This window comes from Pontibacillus chungwhensis, from assembly GCF_030166655.1.
Classification (GTDB): domain Bacteria; phylum Bacillota; class Bacilli; order Bacillales; family BH030062; genus Pontibacillus.
On the sequence record NZ_CP126446.1, the window covers coordinates 937,572 to 957,469 of the forward strand.

Sequence of the window (19,898 nt, forward strand, 5' to 3'; positions counted from 1 at the left end):
AGCAACTCAAGTTCAGAGCAGGATCCTAGGCTTTACTGCGGTAGAAAAGTAAAGCGTGTCAGACACCCTGAGACCCGTTAAAGCACGAAAGGGTGTCAGACACTCTGCAACTCGTTAAAGCACGAAAGGGTGTCTGACACACTGTAGCTCTTTAATCTAATAAAGGATTACCCATTGACGATGGTGCCGCCGTTTACGTGTATCATTTGTCCGCTTACATAGGCTGCGTCTTGACTAGCTAAATAAACATAAGCCGGTGCTACTTCTTTCGGTTGGCCAGCTCGCTTCATCGGTGTATTAGAACCGAATTGAGATACTTTTTGTGCATCGAAGGAAGCGGGAATGAGTGGTGTCCAAATTGGACCTGGCGCCACGCCGTTTACGCGAATGCCTTTACTGACGAGTTGTTCAGATAAGGATCGAGTAAAGGCTGTAATCGCACCCTTTGTGGCGGAGTAATCGACTAAGTCTTTTGATCCTTGATACGCCGTGATGGAAGAGGTATTGATGATGGTACTTCCTGGTTTCATATGGGGGAGAGCTGCTCTTGTCATATGAAAATATCCAAATACGTTTGTGCGGAACGTTTTCTCTAATTGTTCAGATGTAATGTCTTCAAAGTTTTGCTGAGGATGTTGCTCAGCAGCATTATTGACTAGAATATCAATCCCATTAAACGTTTGCATGATTTCATTTACAGCAGTTTGGCAAAAAGACTCGTTCCCAAGGTCCCCTCCAATTAACAGGCACCTTTTCCCTTCACGTTCCACGATCGCTTTCGTATCATCGGCATCTTGCTTCTCATTCAAGAAAATAATGGCTACATCTGCGCCTTCTTTTGCGTAGTGGACAGCGACCGCACGACCGATTCCGCTATCTCCGCCTGTGATGACAGCGACTTTTCCGTTTAACTTTCCACTTGGTTTATAGGAAGGGTCAATAAATTCTGGTAGTGGGTTCATCTCATACTCGTACCCTGGTTGTTGGTTTTGATGTTGCGGGGGCTGGTTTTGTGATTGTTGGTTCTGTTGTTGTCCTGACATGATCAATGCCTCCTAAATTCTTTTCTCTTATCATGTCCGAGAGTTGGGAAATGAATGAAAGGGTGATGGAGAAAAGAGGTGGAAGTATGTGGAGGGAGGTATGAAAGCGCATATAAAAAACCGATGCAAAAAGCATCGGTTAGACCGTTTCGACTTCATTGTGAGAGGATGTAGCACCTTCTTCGTGTAAGTGTTGAAATAACTGACGATACGTATGACAATCAAGATCTCCATTTACATACAAGCGTTGACAATAGTCTAGTAACTCATTGGGTGAATCGGGTTGTTGGTTGAACTCCTTAACGTAGGATTGAAGCAGTTCTTCCAGGTGCATAATCATATTCCTCCTCATGGATTGTTACAGTATATGGTAACATACATAAAAGAAGATGGAAGAGGTTTAAAGAAAGTATCAATATTCAGAAAAGTACAAACTACTACAGTCACTTTATTACAATAAAGAACAGAAGCGTGTCTGGCACGCTTCTGTTCTTTAGAGTGTGAAAGGGTGTCAGACACACGGGTGTTGATTAACCAAATTATGTAAATTAAATTAGACAAAAAAAGCCACTCACTTTAAAATGTTTCTTACCACAGAAAACAAACAAAAAGTGAGTGACTTTATATGAACAAAATTAACACACCTATTCAAATTCTACAATCTATAATTCCTTCCAAAACCTTAGAGGAGCGGTTAGCTCAAGATTATAATTTTGAGGAAAAAGCCAGGAAATTTTCCGCGATAGACCTTCTTCATTTCTATTTAGAAGCCGGCGTGAAGCGTTGGACTGGGTATCGTGAAGGATCCGAAACGCTAGTGGAACAGGGAGATTTTGAATCCCTGAATCACTCCACGATCTCTAAAAAAGCCCAAGAAGTCCCCTATGAATTCTTTAGAGATTTATTTCAAGAATTGCTTCAGCGATTAACAACATCCCAAAAGAAAAAATTCTTAAAAGACTATTCTCTGTTCGCGATCGACTCAACAACGATTACCTTCAGACACCAAACTAGGAGCTGGGCGAAATATCGAAAACATCTCTATGCGATTAAACTCCATACAGAATTTAATATCGATCAAAAAATGCCCACCCATGTCTTCGATACCACAGGAAAAGATAGTGATATCATGATGGCACCTTTGATCTTCTTACATAAGGATTTTCCAGCTATTCGAGTCGCTGATCGAGCCTACGGAGCTAAGGATCTTTTGGATCAACTGAGCTCAGAGGAAAAGCCGTTTGTCATTCGTCTCAAAGCCGGGATCAAACACGACGTTCAAAGTCACAATGAATTTGACTTTAATGAAGAGTGGTCTGTCGTAGCCGATTATAACGCCTTTTTAGGCGCAAAGAATACGCAAACTACGTACACCTATCGAATCGTTACGGTTCCAAGCGAAACGGGTGAACCGATCTATTTAGCTACAAATGTAATGAAGTTAAAGGCTGAAAAGATTTCAGAAGTCTATAAAATGCGCTGGGAAATTGAACTATTCTTTCGGTGGATCAAACAAAACTTAGACATTCCAAACCCGTTTGGAATGTCTAAGAACAAAGTTTTAAGTCAAGTATATGCGACGTTAATCGCTTACCTGTTATTACGTTCCACCTTTAATGAAACGCAGCCTAAGTGGTCAACTTATACCAAACTTTCCTTCAAGGAATTCACTCGAAAATTTATCAAAAGCACCCTTCCAATAGAAGTTGGTATCGAAATTGGGCTGCTTCTCAAAAATTGGCGAAGTGTATCCAATTCAACTGGTAAAATATAGCTAATCAACACCCGTATGTCAGACACGCTTCTTTACTGTGGTGTGATGAAGCGTGCTGATCTGGTTTAGATTTTGGTGTTTTTGGTTTTGGCTCTTTGTTGAAGTTCTGTTTTCGGCTGCTGGTCAGCTTTGTCTTCTGTGAAGCCTTGTGGGTTAATGTTCGCCCCGCCAGCTTTGCCGCGATTGTTGTTTTTTCGTTTACTCATGGTTTCCACCTCCACGTATAGGATGTGAAGGTGGTACGTATCTTATGCTTCTTTGGTTTGGAGCTTTGTAGGTTGATCGTTCTTCCAAACAGAGTAGGTGAGGTAGCCGCCTTCAAGGTTTCTTACCGTAAATCCATGCTGTTGCAGTAGCTTCGTTGCGACATACCCTCTGAGACCTGCCTGGCAATAGACCGTAATGGGTTCATCTTGAGGCAGTTCAACCAAACGATCTCTCAGTTCATCTAATGGGATGTTTATCGAACCGTCAATGGCACCCTTATTAAATTCTTTAGGTGTACGCGCATCTAAAATGTGGCCGCCGCTTTCTGCAATACGATCGATCTCATGCCAGTGAACGATGTCGACTTCTCCTTCAACAACATTTGAAGCAACATATCCCAATAAGTTAACGGGATCTTTTGCAGAAGAGTAAGGAGGAGCATAGGCCAGTTCGAGATCAGGTAAATCTAGAACGGTTAATCCGCCTTTGATCGCTGTCGCTAGAACATCAATGCGCTTATCTGCCCTTTCTTTTCCAATGATTTGAGCTCCGTAAATGGTGCCAAGAGCAGGGTGGAACAAAAGCTTCATGGCAAGAGGTGTGGCATTTGGATAGTAGCCAGCGTGAGATCCCGGATGGATATGAACAGCTTCATAAGAAAGTCCCATCGCTTTTAGCTGTTTTTCGTTTTTACCTGTGGCCGCAACGGTAAGATCAAACACCTTGGCAATCGATGTACCTAGCGTACCGCTGTATCGTACGTTTTTTCCATAAATATGATCAGCGACAAGGCGTCCTTGACGGTTAGCTGGCCATGCAAGAGGGATCATCGTTGGTTGACCAAATTGATAATCCTTTACTTGGACAGCGTCTCCAACGGCATAGATAGCAGGATCGTTCGTTTTCATCTGTTCATCTACTATAATTCCGCCACGCTCATTCGTTTCAAGTCCAGCCATCGTGGCTAATGTATTCTCAGGCGTAACGCCAATAGAGAGCGCCACAAAGTCCGTTTCAATGGAATTACCACTTTCAAGAACAACTTGTGTTCCTTGGTGTTCGAAAGCTTTCACACCATCATTTAAATGGAGTGTAACCCCTTTATGTTTCAATTCTTTATGAACGATAGCCGCCATTTCGGGGTCAATTGGCGCCATTACTTGTGGAGATTTCTCAACAAGCGTTACATCAAGTCCCCGATCAACCAGGTTCTCCGCTAGTTCTAGCCCGATAAACCCACCACCTATAATGGTCGCGTGCTTAGGCTGTTGTTCTTCTAAGAATGAATAGATCTTATCTGTATCTGGTATATTTCGTAATGTAAAATAGTTGGTCTCTGCAAGTCCTGGTATAGGGGGAACAATTGGTTTGGACCCCGGAGAGAGGATGAGTGTATCGTAGCTCTCTTCGTATTCGTCTCCTGTTGGATGATGACGAACGGTCACGGTTTTCTCATTACGGTTTATGCGTACAACTTCCGTTAATGTACGGATGTCTAAATCAAAACGAGACTTCATTCCCTCAACCGTCTGAACAAGCAATTTGCTACGGTCTGTAATTGTACCACCAATATAGTAAGGCAAACCGCAATTGGCGTAAGAAATATAAGCTCCACGTTCAAACATGACGATCTGGCTGTGTTCATCTAAACGACGAAGGCGAGCGGCAGCTGTTGCGCCACCTGCGACACCACCGACAATGATTATTTTACGGTTCATAATGGAATCATCCTCTCTTTTATACCCTCACCCGTATTTTATGCTTAAATAAATCGAAAGTAAATACGATTTCAAGGGAGTATGTGACAATTTAGAGGACAATAAGACTCAGTCTAAAAAGTGACATAAAAAAGCTCCGAGATCTACATCCCGGAGCTTCGTTCTCGTTATTCATTTATTGGCGGAGCAGGGAAAGAGATGGTTTTTCCTTCATCCATTGTTGTTAAATCAACGGTCTTCATTCCCTCAGCAGAAAGGGTGAATAAAGTATTGTCGATTGAAACCATACGAGTAATGCGAGACTCAAAGCGTCGTTCTGGTGTTTGATTCTCCTCGTTTGTCACCGTTGTTTGAAGTTCAAAGCCGTTCTCAGGTGTAATCTTATACAAATAGGCTCCCTGATATTTGTGCTCGTAATCTTCTGATACCTCTATAGGGAGGCCGTATAAATCTTTCTCAGGATGAAGATAGAGGGCTTTATGGTCATGGCTAACAGTCGTATGACTTCCTCTTCCGCCTATAGTCGTCACGTCTTTTTCAATCGGGTTCGAAACGTCGCTGACATCAAATAAAGAAAGCTTAACCCCTTTTTGAACGACTCGTTCTCTGCCATTATCCGTGACAACTTCTGTGTCTTGACCAATTCCGATTAAGTGGTCATCGCCGAGAGGATGGAGGTAATCACTAAAGCCTGGAATCTTTAACTCTCCAAGGACTTCCGGTTCAATAGGCTCTTTAAGATCGATGACAAAAAGCGGGTCCACTTGTTCAAACGTAACCATATAGGCTCGTTCTTGCATAAACCGAACGCTGTAGATTCGTTCGCCTTTTGCTAGACCTTCGAGTTTGCCAATCGGGGTCATGGATAAGTCGAATGTGTACATATTGTTGAATGACGGCAACTCATCATTCCAAAACTGCCCTGTTGTAGTGGCTACTCGGAAAGAATCACCCCGTTCATCCATCGCGAACTGATTGATGAGATGACCCGGAACTTCAGCTTCTCCGCTGTACGTGACGTCTCCGCCGTTAACTGCGAATTGATAAATCTTTGTACTTTGTTCACGCTCTTCAGGAAGGGAAGAGGAAGCTGCTCTAAAGAACGGCTCAACCCTGTAATTCATCGATCGTGCTGCGATATAGAGATTGTCTTTTGACATATAAACCGTGTCCCCGGCCCCGAGGTACGTTTTTACATGGGCAGGCTCACTGTTGTCCGTCACATTAAAGCTTGTCATCGTAAGGAAGGAAGTGTCTTTACTTCCTGGTAACTGGTGCATGTTGGCGTAGGGGATCGGCTGAAATTCTTCGCTTACAGCGGAATCCATGTAGAGTGGTCGAACCTCTTTATCTTGTTGTTCTTTCTCTTCCAAATGGTAGAAGGAGGCGTACTTGTTGGTTAACAGATACATCTGTCCTTCAACCATGCGGGAAGTTAAATAGCTCCCCTCGACGGATAGCTCGCGTACCTTTTCAGGTGATGCGTGATCAGACACATCATAGACGCGCACAGCGACTTGACTACTGAAGTTAGGCATAATCATAGACTTGGCGGCTGTAGCCTCATCCTCGCCAACCTGTCGCTCTCGGGGCTGGTGTTTATAGCCCATGACAACGAGTTTGTTTTCATGAAGGAATAATTGATTCGGAATAAAGTTCTTTTCTTCAATTCTAGTGACCACTTGGGCTTCGTCGGCTGGTGTGCCCTTGGCAATGACAATGTCTTGATTCCTGGCATAATAAATGTATGTTCCGTCGTTCTTCACAAGGTCAGCTTCATCTACTCCGTTAACCTGAACGTTGGTTTTAGAAGAGGTGCTAGCGGATTCCGATGAAGCACTGTCGGCGGTTGCGTTTTCAGCTTGTTCTAGCTGGAATCGATTATCTGTCTTATTTTCTTCTTGGAGTTTCTTTAAAAGCGCCTCTAATTCTTCTTTTGAGCCGATGGCTGGCAGGTCTTTAGAGGTTGTAAAAGAGTACGTAAAGTCTTTTGACATTTCCACATCTCGGACAGAAGTGACTCCTTTTGAAATGGTAAGGACATAGTCTTCGTTCACCTCGTATCCCTCTTTCGGTGCGTAGATGCTTACAGATTCTCCATCCTCACTTACCTTAAATGTAACAGGGACGGTTTCTCCTGTTTTCTTCTTTTTTACCTGAACGGTCTGATCTGTGAAACTGTCTTTCTTCATTTCCTTTGAAAAGGTAATCGTCCAGTCTTTGTGGACCGGCACAATCTCGTTTTCTTCCTTTACTTCTGCTGAAACGCCCCAGTTGGTTACCCCATACACGATAACAAACAGAGCGGCTACAAAAGCAATGGCTGCGATTAGGACCCGTTTCATTTCAGTCACCCTTTCATCTTGGTTTACAGTATGAGTCGACTCTTAGTGGAAAAAGTTTCAGGAAAAAGACAATCCATTATAGAAAAATGCCTGAGGGGGTTACCTCAGGCATTGTAGAGATGATCATATAACCTTGTACAAAAGCAGAGCGCCGGTTCAGTCCAGTCTATATGGGGCTAAGCGGGGGCTTGGGCTTTTGTTTACGTCCAGCTCCAGCCCCCAGCCCCTAGTAGACTTCCCTCACCTCTGGTCGATAAGTCAACATCGATTCGCCTTTGGCTCATCGTGTTTCCTTTATCTCGCGCCGGTTCAGTCCAGTCTATACGGGGGTAAACGGGGGCTTACGCTTTTGTTATTTATGATCCGTTTTCTTCGAGAATTGGCGTTCGCCGTTTTGGCGGGCTGCTTCTCTTTGTTCGTTTTTATGTGCTCGTTTTGCGTTGTTATCAAGGGGTTTTTTGTTGTTGTCCCCGGTATTTCTTGTTGCCATAGTCAGACACCTCTTTCTCTAATGATCAGAATGCATCATTAGATTGTGTGAAAAGAGGGTAGATTATTTATAAGGTGCATTTAAGAAAAATAATGCAATGGTTCCAGGTCCGGCATGGGCGCCTACGGATGCGCCAACCTGGTGGATATGAATTTCTTTTGTGCCAAATTGGTCTCGGATCATGTCAGCTAACTTTTCAGCTCGTTCGAGGTCATCTCCGTGGCTGATGGCGATTGGTTGATCCGATAGGTCTACGCCTCTTTCTTCCATCACTTCGGTCATTCGTTTCAGTACTTTTTTGGCACCGCGAATTTTCTCAAGTGGAATCAATTGGCCGTTCTCAACATGGAGGAGGGGTTTAATCTTTAGCATGGTGCCAAAGAATGCCGCGGCTTTACTAATACGGCCTCCTCGTTTTAAGTATTCTAAGTCATCAACGGTGAAGATGTGTTCCATATGTTGAAGGTGGTAAGTAGAGAGCTCTGTAATTTCATCTAGGGACTTTCCTTCTTTCGCTAATTGCACGGCTCGTAGCACAACGAGTCCGTGACCAAGCGAGGCGCAGTGGGTATCCACAACGTTCAGGTTAAAGTCAGGGTAGTCATCTTGTACTTCCTGTTGCATCATCTTAGCCGTTTGATAGGTTCCGGAAAGTTCTGATGAGAAGGCGAGATATAAACAGTCCTGTCCCTCTTTGGCAAGGTTTTCGAACAGTTCCTTGAAACTCTGCGGTGAGACTTGAGATGTTTTAGGTGCTTTGCCATTTCTCATTGCGTCATACACTTCTTTAGGTTGGATGGTTTCGCCATCTTTATAATCTTGATCGTCTAAGTGAACGGTTAAAGAAAGACGCTTAATTCCATACTCGTCCATAACAGAAGCAGGCAAATCACATGCCGAATCGGCTATAATTTGTACAGTCATCATTTTCACCCTTTTCTATAATAAATCTTAGAAGACCGTGGTCCTATTGTCATAAGTGTAATCGCAGGAAAGAAGATAGTCAAAGCATTTAGAAAAAAGTGGTTTAAACGATAGGGGTTCTATGATATATAGAAAAGAGGGGAGTTTGAAATAGTTTTCATCCTCATACTAAACAGAATAAAGATCGTAGATTAGGAGGGCGTTATGTTTTTTCTAGAAATAAAACGAATATTAATTGTGGTAATTAGTGCTGTTTTAAATGCTATTTCCCTAAACTTTTTCCTTATTAAAGCGAATGTTTACGCAAGTGGATTTACAGGGGTAGCACAGCTTCTCTCAAGCGTTATGCAGGATTACGTAGGATTTGGTATTACGACTGGTGTGTTACTCTTTATTTTAAACATTCCGGTAATTATTTTAGGTTGGTACAAAGTGGGAAAAGGGTTTACAATTTATAGTATCATCTCTGTTGTGTTTACCACCTTCTTCCTCGAAGTGATTCCTGTTAAACAACTTTCAACAGATATTCTCTTAAACTCCGTATTTGGTGGAGTGATCGGGGCGTTAGGTGTAGGCCTCACATTGAAGTGGGGTGCTTCTACAGGTGGTATGGATATCGTGGCGATGGTATTGTCTCGCATTAAAGATCGACCAATTGGGACTTATTTCTTTATTTTAAATGGATTGATTATCATCTTAGCCGGTTTATTGTATGATGAAGAAAAGGCCCTTTATACGATTGTGACGCTTTACGTCTCAACGCGTGTGATTGATGCTGTCCATACTCGTCATGAGAAGTTAACCGCTATGATCATTACGACTGAAGCAGAGGCTTTACAACGAGCGATCCATTCCAAAATGGTACGAGGGATTACAACGGTACCTGCACGTGGTGCTTTTACAAATCAGGAAAAGGACATGCTCATCATGGTCATAACGCGTTATGAATTATACGATCTCGAACATACGATTAAAGACGTTGATCCGAATGCATTTACAAACATCGTCCAAACCACTGGAATTTTCGGGTTCTTCCGACGTGGTGACTAAAAAGTGAAACGAATTTGATGGATCCATCGACTAATTAACAGGGTGAATTTATTAGAAAGGGATGTGACAAGCATGAAAAAACTTCTTGTAATTGTCATGGCAATGCTTCTGATTGCCGCAGGCTGTGCCAGCTTAAATGAATCGAAAGCGAAAGACGCTGAGGACACTGAGACCGTGACGGGTGATGAAACAAAAGAAGAATCACCAGATACGGAAGCCTCTGAAGAAACGGAAGACGAAACAAGTGAGCAAACAAATGAAGATAAGAAAGAACAAGTAGACCTTCAAACTCTTTTAGAAAAAGTAGATATGACGGCTACAGTAAACCCAGAAATTGAGCAAGTAGCTTTTGATTTTGCGTTGAAAAACGGTAATGACAAAGCGATTAACCTTGATTTTTCTTCTGGTCAACAATATGAGATTCTTGTAAAGAATGAAAACGGAGAAGAAGTATACCGTTACTCAAAAGGAAAATCGTTCACAGAAGCTATGGTGAATGAAGAGATTAAGCCTGGGAAAGAACTAGCGTTTAAATCCGAATGGAATTATAAAGTGGACGGGAAACGCGTTCAACCAGGGAATTATACAGCGGAAATTACAGTTATGCCTATGAAGCTGAATGGCCAAACAATTGAAGCGAAGCCATTCCAAGTAGAAAAATCGTTTGAAATCCCTTCAGAAGATCAAGTTTTCCGTAATGTGAAAGTAGAAGGGGAGAACGGTCAATATACAGTAACAGGTGAAGCGCGCGTGTTTGAAGGAAGCTTTATGTATAACGTAGAGGATGGACACAGAGTGTTAGTTCCGGACACAGCTGTTCAAACGAGCCAGGGCGCACCGAATTGGGGCGAATTTGAATTCACTGTAGAGATCTCTAAGGACAATCTTCCATCAAATGGTACATTAACGCTTATGATGTATGAAGTGAGTGCGAAAGATGGATCTGTAACGAATCAGAAATTTGTTAAACTCGAAACATTTAAATAAGAAGTAAAAAAAGGCTTGTCCCGAGGGACAGCCTTTTTTTTTGTTCAGTCAGGAATTAAAATCCGTGACCTTCAATTGTATCGATGACTTGTTGTTTTAGTTCATCCCATGAAGCGTCGTTTTTCTTGTTAACGGTGATAAAGTTCTGGAAGCCAAATACATTATCTACACCGTTCAGCGCCATAAGATCATTCAAAATGGCATGTTCGCTCGTTTGACCGGGCATAACTGATACGCTTCCATTCCCGTCAAAAATCATACGGTCACTGTCAAATTTAACAGCATTAGGGTTCGGCGTTTCTTTTGCCTGTACACTCATCCGGAATACCTCCTCAGTATAAGATCCATCATTATAGTAGCACGAAAGAGGAAGTTCGCACAAAAAGAAGGGCTATTTGTCATGGAACGCTCACATGAACTAGAGAGAGACGAGGAAGAATTTGCTAAAATAAAGACAGATGGATGGGCTTATTCAGCCGATTAAGAGAGGTAGAAAGGGTATAGTCCTCATATACTAAACGTATTGGATTCTTATAGGGAAGCGGGGGATGGACATGATTAAAAAGGGACTCTGGATCGGAACAGCAACGGGCTTTCTCTTAGGGTTGATCCTGTGGATCTTTGAATACACGACAGGTAAAAGGGTGTATACATTACTTTTAAATGTGGATTTTATACCAGTTATGGGCTCGATTGATTGGCCGATTTATATGGAATGGTTGTTTCATCTGATCATTGCCTGGTCCATTGCGATTGTGTATGTAGCTTGGGTTAAGTACCAAACGGATGGAAGAGCAAGTTCAAGGTGGGCTACGGCCCTTGTGTTAACAGCTTTTGCAGCGTTAACGTACTTTCCGCTAACAGACCTCGCGATAAAAGAGACCCCGGCATTTGATGATCTTGCTGCTATTTCATATTGGCTTATTGCTCATCTTGCTTTTGGTGTGGCACTTGTTAAACTAGATGAGTGGACAAATCGTAAAAAGTAGGTGCAGCAGTGAATCAAAAGAATATCGTAGTTTGGGATTTAATCTGTTATATTGTGTTTCCTTTAGTCGTTTGGAACTTTATCAGAGATGACATCGGGGATTATTATGCGATGCTCTTGTCCTCTGTTCCGGGTATAGTCTATACGATCATCCGGTTTAAAGCGGTTAAAAAGGTCCAATTCTTCGGCATTTTCATGCTTGCAAACTTAGTCGTTGGGACGTTGTTCGACGTGCTAGCTGGCTCCGCCCTGCAACTATTATGGAATAGGGTTTACTTCGCTTTGTTAGGCGGAGGTATATTCTTAGGAAGTATGTTCATTCGAAAGCCGATTGCTCTATATTTAATGCTTGATGTGATGGAAATGCAAGGACAGAACCGGAAGGCGTTAAGAGCAAAGTTTATGCAGAAGAAAGTGTTCTTTGTCTTTCAGCTTATTACGTTTGTATTTGTCTTCCGTGAACTCGTCTTCGCGGGTTGGAAGGCCTGGCTCATCGGCCAATACGGTGTCGAAGCGTTCGACCAGGCGATCGTCATCAGGCAAGTTATGAGTTGGGTATTAACCGGTGTAACCGTCATCGGCTACGTATACGTCTTCAAACTTCTACAGATGACACCACCCACAAACGACAACACCAAATACTCTACCTAACGATGTTTTACTTTAACGCGATAAAAGGTGTCTGACACGCGTCTTTGCTTTAGAGCAGTAAAGGGTGTCAGACACCGTTTCTCTCTTTAAAGCACGAAAGAGCCTGCCTTCTGATTAAGAGGGCAGGCTTTTTTGAGCTGTGTTATTTTAATCCTTGGTGACGCTCGAGTTCTGATTCGAGCTGCTGAAGTTGAGCTTGTTCTTCTTGGGAAGCGTTAGCGCGAGCTGAGTTAATACAGTTCTTCGCTGTTTGGATATTTTTCTCCCTCGCTTCACCATTGCGGTTAGTGATATTAGATACGGCACTTTTTGCTTGCTGGAATAAGTTATTCTGCATTACGAAAGACCTCCTATAGAGTTATGATCGTCTTCTTCACCTGTGCGTTCTACATCGGCAAAAGTTTGCTTATATGGAAAACGCTCATCGTGCTTCTTGACAGAATCTCTTCCTTGCTGAACAAATCGTTTCGATTTACTTTTCTTGCTCACACTTATCACCTCGTGGATTAAAAAAAGCTCGAACACAACGTGTTGCTGTGTTCAAGCTTAGTATGAGCAAATGCATCTCTTCAATGTATTGAAAAATATGGAGATCTTGTTTTTAAGTGAGCTTTAAATACTGCTCTAAAAAGACAGCAATTCCATCTTGCTCATTAGAAGTCGTGACCTCATTTGATACATCCTTCAGTTCGCTAATAGCATTATCCATCGCGACTCCGACCCCAGCAAACTCAAGCATCTCAAGATCATTGTCTTCATCACCAAATGCGATAACACGTTCCTTAGGAATGTGGTAGTAGTGAGCGATCTTGTTCAAACCTACCGCTTTATTTAAACCAGCGCGTACAATCTCGATCACGTGCCAAGGAGCTCCCCATTTGCGGTGCTCAATCATCGTGGCATGCTTCTCGTCTAAGTGTTCGCGGATGTGTTTAACTTGTTCTACATTTGGATGGATCAAGATAGAAGTTGGATCTTCATTAAGGTGATTCTTAATACTTCCTATCGTAATAGGTGTATCTGTCGTATGAAAAATATCAAGAATTTCCTGATCATATTGATCTAAGTATACCTCGTCCCGAACTTCAGCCAGAATGTTGCGGACGCCGATTTCGTGACACGTATGTATAATTTCGCGAGCCGTTCGGATGGACATCGGTGAATGAATTGAATCCCAATTATGATTTAAAGGATGGTGAATTAAAGCACCATTAAAGTTCACCATAGGCGTGTCGAGGTCCATTTCATTGTAGTAATCAATACTAGCTCTGTGTGGACGACCGGTTGCGATGCATACAATATGACCAGCCTCTCGAGCCTTATGAATCGCTTGTTTATTGCGTTCGCTAATTGTTTTCTGATCGCTTAGCAGTGTTCCATCTAAGTCTAAAGCGATTAAATGTTTTTCCATTGCCTTCACCACCTCATTTGAATTTAAGTGTATATCTTGATTCTATCATCTGTAAAGAACTATAGGGTCGTTTTTCTTTTCTTTCAAAAAGGAAAGTGTTACGATGTACCATATAAATTAGTAAATTACGGAAAGAATTCAATACATATTTTTATGCACAAAGGAAGGGAATAACATCGTGATTGGCATTTACAGAGAAAGATTTGAACACATACCTGCACTAGTCGTTGTTGATTCTGAGAAAGAAAACCAGCCATTACCTGTTGTGACGTATATCCACGGGATAACGAGTCGTAAAGAGCAGAACCTTTCATTCGCTTACTTCTTGGCTGAGAAAGGATTTCGTGTTGTACTTCCGGACTGTATGTTACACGGAGAAAGAGATGAAGGGCTGAATAACCAGCAAATTTCTTATCGATTATGGGAAGTCGTTGCAAAGAACCTGAAAGAGCTTCCGATCATTAAAGATGCACTTGATGAGAAAGGTCTAATATTAGATGGCCGTTTCGGACTTGCTGGTACGAGTATGGGAGGCATTACGACAAGTGCTGCCCTTACGCAGTATAGCTGGATTAAAGTTGCCGCAGTATTAATGGGATCCCCACAACCTGTTCGATTCGCTGAGGAACAAGTAGCGACGTTGAAGGAAATGAATGTGGACTTACCGTTATCAGAAGAGGAGCAACAGAAGCTCATTCGAGATCTTTCCTCTATTGACTTAAGTAAACAAATCGATAAACTATATGGACGCCCGCTATTTTTCTGGCACGGAGAAGACGACCGCGTTGTTCCATTTGATCATTCCTACAGCTTTTATAATGATGCCATTGCCCATTATAAGAACCCTGAGAATATTCGCTTCCGCAGGGAAATCGGTCGCGACCATAAAGTTTCAATCTATGCGATTTCAGAAACGGTGAACTGGTTCGACATGCATCTATAAGCATGCTGTTTTAAAATGAGCGGATTTTCGTTATAATGAGAAAAGATTAGAAGAAAGGGGAACGAGTATTCATGGATCAGACTATGCACGATAACATGATGGGTGCACTTGAGAATGTAATCGACCCCGAGCTTGGCATTGATATTGTCAATCTTGGTTTAGTATATGGCGTTGATATTGACGATGAAGGCGTTGGACAAGTTACGATGACGCTAACAGCAATGGGGTGCCCACTTGCTGGCACGATTGAAGCTGACGTAAAACGCGTATTAGCCGATCTTCCAGAACTAAAAGACGTAAACGTTAATATTGTATGGAATCCACCGTGGACGAAAGATAAGATGTCCCGTTACGCAAAAATTGCGTTAGGCATTCCGGATTGATTTCTAGAAAAGAACCTTTTGCTGTCTTAGCAAAAGGTTTTTTTTGGTATAAGCTAAGCTGAGATATTTTGTTGTGAAGGGGCCGTTACGTTTGATGAGTGGTTGGGCTTGCTCGGGGACAACTCGCTTTCCTGCGGGGAGCTGGGAAGCCTCCTCAGACGGCAAGCCGTCTTCCGGGGTCTCCCCTAGGCTCCTCACCCCGTGGGAGTCTCGCAGTCCCCGAGCAAGCCCTGGCATTATGAGGTGAACGGCCCGACTGGATTCAATTAGCAAGCTTATACCTCCCAGGTGGTAGGTAGCCGTCCAACTATCAAAAAAAGCTCTCCCTCTAATTAAGAGGGAGAGCTTTTCTTACATTACGATTGTGGGGGAATAAAGGCAACGGTATCGCCGTCGCTTAGTTCCGTATCCATATCTTTGTATTCATCATTCACAGTAACTTGAGCATGATCTAAATCAAGCACGTTATAGTTCTCTTTTAATGTGGATTTAACATGAGCAACCGTTTGGCCACCTGCTTCCATTTCTACACTTTCACGACCTGCTGCTTCTTGGAATTGAGCTAGTAGTAATACTTTAACCACGTTTAAGTCCTCCTTGAAAGGGAGATGAATTCTCCACTAATTTTTTAGGAACTGCTTTGATTGTGTATACTCTCATCACTTTTAAGTGAAAGTATGGCTTACAACGATATGTACCACTTTATCCCATTCTATAAACGTGCAAGAGCAAGAAACGCAGTCTGTAATTTGAAATGATCTTCACTAAAAGTACGGGAAGGTCTTAATTTTTTTCGCTCAGATATGGCAACGTTTTTGTTTAACCCTAACATAGTAGAGGTGGTCCTTTGAAAATGCGAGACTCCCGCGGAAAGACGGGCTTCAGAGATCCCGCAGGGAGTGAAACGAATGAGGAAGCTCTGGAGTTCGTCCGCAGGAAAGCGAGTGTTTTCAAAGGACCACCTTCCTCTCACTAAAGCAAACAAAAAGGTTATACCTTTTATAAGCAAAACCCCAAAATTAAAAACGGTGAAACCAAGAATCTTGATTTCACCGTTCCATATATGTTCGTTAAGGTTTTCGGCCTTTGATTAATCTGTAAACTAATAAGACCAGGGCGACAACTAACAGAATATGAATAATACCGCCAGCGATTTTAAAGATGACGCCGAATAACCAGAATAGTAATAAGATAAGTAATATGGTCCAAAGCATGTGTCATCCCTCCTTTTGTTTGTAATTTGCCCCGAAATCCTTTATTTCAAACACATCCTGTTTACTTCAGTGACACCTCTTAGCTGATCCCTATACAAAAAAAGACACCATCTTGAAATTTACTTTCAAGATGGTGTCTCTTTTAGGGGCCTATCAAAAACCGTTAGGGGGGTAACGGGTAATGATAATCATTATCAATGAGAATTGTTTTCAGTATATCGTTAAATGAGTAGACCGTCAACTCTTACTTTGATTTTGTGTTAAGAATAGGGAATGAAGATCATCTCTTAACAGAGACATAAAAAAGCAGCTACGGTAAGGGGGGAACTTTGAAGGTTGCCCACCCAACACGTAACTGCTTGTTCGTTTCTTATAAGAATAAAATCGCGAGCGCTCCGACAATAAAGCAATAAAATGCGAAATATTTCAGGTTATTGTTCTTCATCACATTAATAAACCACTTCAGAGCGAAGTAAGAAGCCAGGATCGAACCTAAGAAAGCCAGAACATAAGGGATATAAAGGTCAGAAGGAGTGTTCATAATAGCTTCCCCCTTTAAGATCACTGTTCCAAGACTGACAGGTATATAAAGTAAAAAGGAAAAGCGAAGGGCTGTTGTTTGCTTCAACCCAAGAAGCATGGCTGCGACTACCGTTGCACCGGATCGGCTGATCCCTGGGATTAGGGCAACAGATTGGGCTAGTCCAATAATGAGCGCGTCTTTAAACGTCATATCGCCGTCGCCGCGGCTTCCTTTAAGATTGCGGATCACCCAAAGCGCAATTCCGGTGACGATGAGCGTGATTCCAACAGTGCTCGCTTGTTCACCGAAAGTGCTTTCAATTGCATCTCCGTATAAAACGCCAATAACGCCCGCTGGGATGGTTCCAATCAATAAATAAATAATAAAGCGAAAATCTCGAATGGTTTCTTCGTCTCGTTTCTTTTGAAACAAGAAACCAATTCCGCTTGCAATCAAACGTGCCAGGTCATTTCGATACACGATAAAGACAGCAAGTAAAGACCCGAAATTAACAAGAACTTCAAACGTTAACCCTTTTTCACCAATGATATTAAATAAATCTTTCACCATAATCAGGTGTCCGCTTGAAGAAATAGGGATGGGTTCCGTGAATCCTTGGAATACTCCTAAAAATAAATATTGAATAAGCGTCCATAATTGATCGAGCATGTTCATAATCCTCCCTAAAGGAAATACATAAATCTATTCTCGTCCTTCACACTTTTTATGTGGGTGAATATCCTACTTGTAAAGAGGAGGTGGCCCGGGTGAAGAAGCGAAGTAAGAAGAATCCATCCACGAATTATCACCATATGTATTCATTATGCAATCAACATATGAATCAATATGTCCTGGCGGAATTGGTGGATGGCCAGAATATTGATGGAATTGTCACGGGTGTAGATGGCGATTATGCCTATTTAGCTGTTCCATTAACAGGCAATGAACAGCAGGAAAGAGATGGTTCACCACAACCTATGACAGATCGAGACCAGCGACAATATGGTTATGCCTCGCCTTATGGGGGCGGTTACGGGACTGGCGCACCATATGGATATGGATACACGCCGCCTCCGAGATTTAGTCGACTGATTCTTCCTCTTGCAGGTCTTGTTGCGATTAGTTCGCTGCCGTGGTATTAGATGTATAAAACCTCACCTCTGTGCCAAACTATCCATATCACTCGTGTAAAGGAGTTAAGCACATGGGACAAAGACATCAATTTAAACACGGTGACAAAGCACCGAATAACGGAATATATGTAGAAATTGGAGAAACCGGTAGCATGGTGAAAGAACCTAAGCAGGTTCATTTAAACGCTGGTGACAAATTCCCTTCAAATTCGAACCAGGACCGAGTTTGGGCTCCTAAACGTAAACCGTAAATTAAACGTGAAAAATCCCCCTTCCTTATCTGGGAAGGAGGATTTTTTTTATTCCTTATCTTCGGCTAATGCACCTTCACCTAAAAGGACAACGGCAACGGTGAATCCAATTGTAAGGACAATGGCTTGAGTCATGTTAAAAGCTAGTCCATCCATACTGTTAACAACGTATACTGTCATACAGCTTAATAGGAATGACCAAATAATAGACCAAATTAAACGCATGTTCTTCACCTCAACTTTGACATTCTGATTTTAGTTTATCAAACGTTTCCAATAAAATAAATATAAAACGCAATCTTCCTGAAAGAACTTGTAAAATAAGGCATCTAACTATACAAAATTCAATCCAATACATACATTATAGTGGATATGACCCTGAAATAAAGGATGAGAACACATGCAAAATGCAATTACGCGTTCTTTCCAATTAGACCGAGAAAACTGTTTACTGCACATTCCGGAACAACCAAATGGATATTTAATACTGTATTTAGGGGATGCGGGACATTACGTGGAGGAAGATCGTTCTTTTTGGGAAGAACACAGGGGAAGATCGACCCTGCTGCAAGCGTTAGTCGATCAAGGATACACTTTATATACGAGCGAACTTTATGGCAATCACTGGGGAAGTGATGCTGCTATCGATTTATTAAACCGCGTTTATCATCATGTGGTAAGGCAAGAAATTGTAAACCCTTATATCCACGTGGTAGCAGAAGGAATGGGAGCTTTAGCCGCATTGCGTTGGCATGAGCAACAAGAAATCCCGGTCCGCTCCTTCGTCCTTGTGACGCCTTGTTTAAATATAAAAGCCATGTACGACGAAGAACGGAAAAACCAGCTCTATTTTAAACGGTTAACAAAGGAAATGGCTAAAGCTTATTCGTGCACAGAACTTGAGGTGGATCAGTTTATGACAGAGCGGATTCCGGAGGTTCAAGCTCCTGTCCTCCTTTTTCACGATATGGCAAACCCTCATTACACCGTTCATGAACATTCCAGAAGACTTGAGGAGAAACAGGAAGAGGTTTCAGCACCTTTTGAATTAAAGTTGGCCATCCAACCGTTCTTCCCCCGAATTAACCATACACTCATTAAATTTATGAAACAATACGAGAAGAGCATCTCAAACCCATATTAAAGTGATATGAACCATTCCCCTTCTCATAGAATGTAGAAGGGGAGGGAACGACATGGCATATCTACTATCGGGATGTTTTCATTGGATCGGGTATCACTTAACAGAAGCTCTGCTAAATGAAGGTGAAACAGTGATTGGAGTGGATTCTGACTGGAATGAGCAAAAAGAGTGGCTCTCCCTCTATGTAGGGAGAAATGCCTCATTCCATCTTTTAGACTCTGTCGGTGATGTGAAAGACTCTATGCTGGATGAAGATCTGGTTGTTGTTCACATAGGCGGTGAAAAGGAGATAAAAGATCCCAAGATTCCGATTACATTTGAATGGATCATTGAGGTGGGTAAAAAGAACCATGAGGAGCACCCGGTTCTTTATGCCAAGGAAGTATACGGCCCATGGATGCCTCATCCTGTAAAACCAACCTCTGCTGAGGCTCTTTACGTAGATGATTTCATAAGAGGTATTCTAGAGGTTATCGAACAGGGAGAAAAGAAAGACTTTGTTGAAATCCTCCCCTCTTCACAAGGGGGATCTGGTGGTCAAGGGGCCAGCTGGTTTGTAGAGGAAACGATGAATCAAAAAGAAGGATGGCAGCGTGTTTTAACGCATCAGGAGCAATTCCCGAATTACTACAAGTTGTAGCATCCTCATGAACTTTAGAGGGCAATCATTTACGGATCTAGGTATTAACGGTACAATGTGACTAGATATGTACTTTAAT

Annotated in this window: 26 protein-coding genes; 11 read left to right on the top strand and 15 right to left on the bottom strand. The window is 42.3% G+C overall.

Translation table 11 applies throughout. The annotated features are described in order from the left end of the window. Positions 1–167 precede the first annotated feature (167 nt). A complete protein-coding gene (locus QNI29_RS04830) occupies positions 168–1,043 on the bottom strand; it encodes an SDR family oxidoreductase (protein ID WP_231418744.1) in 876 nt (291 codons plus the stop codon). A gap of 139 nt (positions 1,044–1,182) precedes the next feature. Beyond that, the gene (gene yppF, locus QNI29_RS04835) at positions 1,183–1,377 is read right to left on the bottom strand and encodes a YppF family protein (protein WP_231418745.1); all 195 of its coding nucleotides are present in this window, start codon (positions 1,375–1,377) and stop codon (positions 1,183–1,185) included. A gap of 291 nt (positions 1,378–1,668) precedes the next feature. Between yppF and QNI29_RS04840 the strand changes: the two genes are divergently transcribed. Then, on the top strand, positions 1,669–2,817 hold the full coding sequence (locus tag QNI29_RS04840) for an IS4 family transposase (RefSeq protein WP_284526850.1): 1,149 nt from the start codon (positions 1,669–1,671) through the stop codon (positions 2,815–2,817). Between the two features lie 65 nt (positions 2,818–2,882). On the opposite strand, the gene QNI29_RS04845 is transcribed toward QNI29_RS04840, so the two are convergent. The 5 genes from QNI29_RS04845 to QNI29_RS04865 form a co-directional block, all read right to left on the bottom strand. Continuing rightward, on the bottom strand, positions 2,883–3,023 hold the full coding sequence (locus tag QNI29_RS04845) for a small, acid-soluble spore protein L (protein WP_231418439.1): 141 nt from the start codon (positions 3,021–3,023) through the stop codon (positions 2,883–2,885). Between the two features lie 42 nt (positions 3,024–3,065). Further along, positions 3,066–4,742 carry a CoA-disulfide reductase gene (locus tag QNI29_RS04850; RefSeq protein WP_231418438.1) on the bottom strand — a complete coding sequence of 559 codons (1,677 nt, stop codon included), beginning with the start codon at positions 4,740–4,742 and terminating at the stop codon, positions 3,066–3,068. Between the two features lie 167 nt (positions 4,743–4,909). Then, a complete protein-coding gene (locus QNI29_RS04855) occupies positions 4,910–7,087 on the bottom strand; it encodes a beta-propeller domain-containing protein (protein WP_231418437.1) in 2,178 nt (725 codons plus the stop codon). 352 nt (positions 7,088–7,439) lie between these two features. Beyond that, positions 7,440–7,577 (bottom strand): DUF3941 domain-containing protein, encoded by a 138-nt coding sequence (locus tag QNI29_RS04860; RefSeq protein ID WP_231418436.1) that lies wholly within the window; start codon positions 7,575–7,577, stop codon positions 7,440–7,442. Between the two features lie 63 nt (positions 7,578–7,640). Further along, the gene (locus QNI29_RS04865; protein ID WP_231418454.1) at positions 7,641–8,501 is read right to left on the bottom strand and encodes a DegV family protein; all 861 of its coding nucleotides are present in this window, start codon (positions 8,499–8,501) and stop codon (positions 7,641–7,643) included. Between the two features lie 204 nt (positions 8,502–8,705). On the opposite strand from QNI29_RS04865, the gene QNI29_RS04870 reads away from it, so the two are divergent. Beyond that, a complete protein-coding gene (locus tag QNI29_RS04870) occupies positions 8,706–9,551 on the top strand; it encodes a YitT family protein (RefSeq protein WP_231418435.1) in 846 nt (281 codons plus the stop codon). 72 nt (positions 9,552–9,623) lie between these two features. Further along, positions 9,624–10,538, top strand: a complete 915-nt coding sequence (locus tag QNI29_RS04875; protein ID WP_231418434.1) for a BsuPI-related putative proteinase inhibitor — start codon at positions 9,624–9,626, stop codon at positions 10,536–10,538. A gap of 55 nt (positions 10,539–10,593) precedes the next feature. Here QNI29_RS04875 and QNI29_RS04880 read toward each other — a convergent pair whose 3' ends face one another. Beyond that, entirely contained in the window at positions 10,594–10,857 is a 264-nt protein-coding gene (locus QNI29_RS04880) for a NifU N-terminal domain-containing protein (protein WP_231418433.1), read from the bottom strand. A 229-nt stretch (positions 10,858–11,086) separates the two neighbouring features. On the opposite strand from QNI29_RS04880, the gene QNI29_RS04885 reads away from it, so the two are divergent. Beyond that, positions 11,087–11,527, top strand: coding sequence for a hypothetical protein (locus tag QNI29_RS04885; RefSeq protein WP_231418432.1), 441 nt, complete (start codon positions 11,087–11,089; stop codon positions 11,525–11,527). 8 nt (positions 11,528–11,535) lie between these two features. Then, the gene (locus QNI29_RS04890) at positions 11,536–12,177 is read left to right on the top strand and encodes a VC0807 family protein (protein WP_231418431.1); all 642 of its coding nucleotides are present in this window, start codon (positions 11,536–11,538) and stop codon (positions 12,175–12,177) included. 142 nt (positions 12,178–12,319) lie between these two features. Here the strand turns inward: QNI29_RS04890 and QNI29_RS04895 are convergent, their stop codons facing one another. The 3 genes from QNI29_RS04895 to QNI29_RS04905 form a co-directional block, all read right to left on the bottom strand. After that, positions 12,320–12,514 carry a DUF3813 family protein gene (locus QNI29_RS04895; protein WP_231418430.1) on the bottom strand — a complete coding sequence of 65 codons (195 nt, stop codon included), beginning with the start codon at positions 12,512–12,514 and terminating at the stop codon, positions 12,320–12,322. After that, entirely contained in the window at positions 12,514–12,666 is a 153-nt protein-coding gene (locus QNI29_RS04900) for a hypothetical protein (RefSeq protein WP_231418429.1), read from the bottom strand. Before QNI29_RS04900 ends, QNI29_RS04895 begins: the two co-directional genes overlap by 1 nt. Positions 12,667–12,778: 112 nt before the next feature. Beyond that, the gene (locus tag QNI29_RS04905; protein WP_231418428.1) at positions 12,779–13,588 is read right to left on the bottom strand and encodes a Cof-type HAD-IIB family hydrolase; all 810 of its coding nucleotides are present in this window, start codon (positions 13,586–13,588) and stop codon (positions 12,779–12,781) included. Positions 13,589–13,766: 178 nt separating this feature from the next. Here QNI29_RS04905 and QNI29_RS04910 point away from each other — a divergent pair, with 178 nt between their 5' ends. Together QNI29_RS04910 and QNI29_RS04915 are read left to right on the top strand one after the other, a co-directional pair. Next, entirely contained in the window at positions 13,767–14,531 is a 765-nt protein-coding gene (locus QNI29_RS04910; RefSeq protein ID WP_231418427.1) for a prolyl oligopeptidase family serine peptidase, read from the top strand. Positions 14,532–14,602: 71 nt separating this feature from the next. Then, entirely contained in the window at positions 14,603–14,914 is a 312-nt protein-coding gene (locus tag QNI29_RS04915) for a metal-sulfur cluster assembly factor (protein ID WP_231418426.1), read from the top strand. A gap of 356 nt (positions 14,915–15,270) precedes the next feature. Here the strand turns inward: QNI29_RS04915 and QNI29_RS04920 are convergent, their stop codons facing one another. From QNI29_RS04920 to QNI29_RS04930, 3 genes are all read right to left on the bottom strand, one after another. After that, a complete protein-coding gene (locus QNI29_RS04920) occupies positions 15,271–15,498 on the bottom strand; it encodes a MoaD/ThiS family protein (protein ID WP_231418425.1) in 228 nt (75 codons plus the stop codon). A gap of 486 nt (positions 15,499–15,984) precedes the next feature. Beyond that, on the bottom strand, positions 15,985–16,128 hold the full coding sequence (locus tag QNI29_RS04925) for a lmo0937 family membrane protein (protein WP_231418424.1): 144 nt from the start codon (positions 16,126–16,128) through the stop codon (positions 15,985–15,987). Positions 16,129–16,498: 370 nt separating this feature from the next. Further along, positions 16,499–17,326 carry an undecaprenyl-diphosphate phosphatase gene (locus tag QNI29_RS04930; protein ID WP_231418423.1) on the bottom strand — a complete coding sequence of 276 codons (828 nt, stop codon included), beginning with the start codon at positions 17,324–17,326 and terminating at the stop codon, positions 16,499–16,501. 92 nt (positions 17,327–17,418) lie between these two features. Between QNI29_RS04930 and QNI29_RS04935 the strand changes: the two genes are divergently transcribed. After that, complete coding sequence (locus QNI29_RS04935; RefSeq protein ID WP_231418422.1) at positions 17,419–17,793, top strand: hypothetical protein; 375 nt, start codon at positions 17,419–17,421, stop codon at positions 17,791–17,793. Positions 17,794–17,855: 62 nt separating this feature from the next. Beyond that, complete coding sequence (locus QNI29_RS04940) at positions 17,856–18,035, top strand: YjzC family protein (protein WP_231418421.1); 180 nt, start codon at positions 17,856–17,858, stop codon at positions 18,033–18,035. A 48-nt stretch (positions 18,036–18,083) separates the two neighbouring features. On the opposite strand, the gene QNI29_RS04945 is transcribed toward QNI29_RS04940, so the two are convergent. Further along, positions 18,084–18,260, bottom strand: coding sequence for a YjzD family protein (locus QNI29_RS04945; RefSeq protein ID WP_231418420.1), 177 nt, complete (start codon positions 18,258–18,260; stop codon positions 18,084–18,086). Positions 18,261–18,435: 175 nt separating this feature from the next. On the opposite strand from QNI29_RS04945, the gene QNI29_RS04950 reads away from it, so the two are divergent. Continuing rightward, positions 18,436–19,179 carry an alpha/beta fold hydrolase gene (locus QNI29_RS04950; RefSeq protein WP_231418419.1) on the top strand — a complete coding sequence of 248 codons (744 nt, stop codon included), beginning with the start codon at positions 18,436–18,438 and terminating at the stop codon, positions 19,177–19,179. Between the two features lie 52 nt (positions 19,180–19,231). After that, on the top strand, positions 19,232–19,819 hold the full coding sequence (locus QNI29_RS04955; protein ID WP_231418418.1) for a Rossmann-fold NAD(P)-binding domain-containing protein: 588 nt from the start codon (positions 19,232–19,234) through the stop codon (positions 19,817–19,819). The last annotated feature ends 79 nt before the right edge of the window (positions 19,820–19,898 follow it).

Coding starts and splice junctions, on each gene's coding strand:
- QNI29_RS04905 (WP_231418428.1), bottom strand. CDS start 13,588: ATGGAAAAACATTTAATCGCTTTAGACTTAGATGGAACACTGCTAAGC.
- yppF (WP_231418745.1), bottom strand. CDS start 1,377: ATGCACCTGGAAGAACTGCTTCAATCCTACGTTAAGGAGTTCAACCAA.
- QNI29_RS04895 (WP_231418430.1), bottom strand. CDS start 12,514: ATGCAGAATAACTTATTCCAGCAAGCAAAAAGTGCCGTATCTAATATC.
- QNI29_RS04885 (WP_231418432.1), top strand. CDS start 11,087: ATGGACATGATTAAAAAGGGACTCTGGATCGGAACAGCAACGGGCTTT.
- QNI29_RS04850 (WP_231418438.1), bottom strand. CDS start 4,742: ATGAACCGTAAAATAATCATTGTCGGTGGTGTCGCAGGTGGCGCAACA.
- QNI29_RS04940 (WP_231418421.1), top strand. CDS start 17,856: ATGGGACAAAGACATCAATTTAAACACGGTGACAAAGCACCGAATAAC.
- QNI29_RS04925 (WP_231418424.1), bottom strand. CDS start 16,128: ATGCTTTGGACCATATTACTTATCTTATTACTATTCTGGTTATTCGGC.
- QNI29_RS04955 (WP_231418418.1), top strand. CDS start 19,232: ATGGCATATCTACTATCGGGATGTTTTCATTGGATCGGGTATCACTTA.
- QNI29_RS04830 (WP_231418744.1), bottom strand. CDS start 1,043: ATGTCAGGACAACAACAGAACCAACAATCACAAAACCAGCCCCCGCAA.
- QNI29_RS04870 (WP_231418435.1), top strand. CDS start 8,706: ATGTTTTTTCTAGAAATAAAACGAATATTAATTGTGGTAATTAGTGCT.
- QNI29_RS04840 (WP_284526850.1), top strand. CDS start 1,669: ATGAACAAAATTAACACACCTATTCAAATTCTACAATCTATAATTCCT.
- QNI29_RS04860 (WP_231418436.1), bottom strand. CDS start 7,577: ATGGCAACAAGAAATACCGGGGACAACAACAAAAAACCCCTTGATAAC.
- QNI29_RS04880 (WP_231418433.1), bottom strand. CDS start 10,857: ATGAGTGTACAGGCAAAAGAAACGCCGAACCCTAATGCTGTTAAATTT.
- QNI29_RS04875 (WP_231418434.1), top strand. CDS start 9,624: ATGAAAAAACTTCTTGTAATTGTCATGGCAATGCTTCTGATTGCCGCA.
- QNI29_RS04930 (WP_231418423.1), bottom strand. CDS start 17,326: ATGAACATGCTCGATCAATTATGGACGCTTATTCAATATTTATTTTTA.
- QNI29_RS04845 (WP_231418439.1), bottom strand. CDS start 3,023: ATGAGTAAACGAAAAAACAACAATCGCGGCAAAGCTGGCGGGGCGAAC.
- QNI29_RS04915 (WP_231418426.1), top strand. CDS start 14,603: ATGGATCAGACTATGCACGATAACATGATGGGTGCACTTGAGAATGTA.
- QNI29_RS04945 (WP_231418420.1), bottom strand. CDS start 18,260: ATGCGTTTAATTTGGTCTATTATTTGGTCATTCCTATTAAGCTGTATG.
- QNI29_RS04855 (WP_231418437.1), bottom strand. CDS start 7,087: ATGAAACGGGTCCTAATCGCAGCCATTGCTTTTGTAGCCGCTCTGTTT.
- QNI29_RS04950 (WP_231418419.1), top strand. CDS start 18,436: ATGCAAAATGCAATTACGCGTTCTTTCCAATTAGACCGAGAAAACTGT.
- QNI29_RS04865 (WP_231418454.1), bottom strand. CDS start 8,501: ATGACTGTACAAATTATAGCCGATTCGGCATGTGATTTGCCTGCTTCT.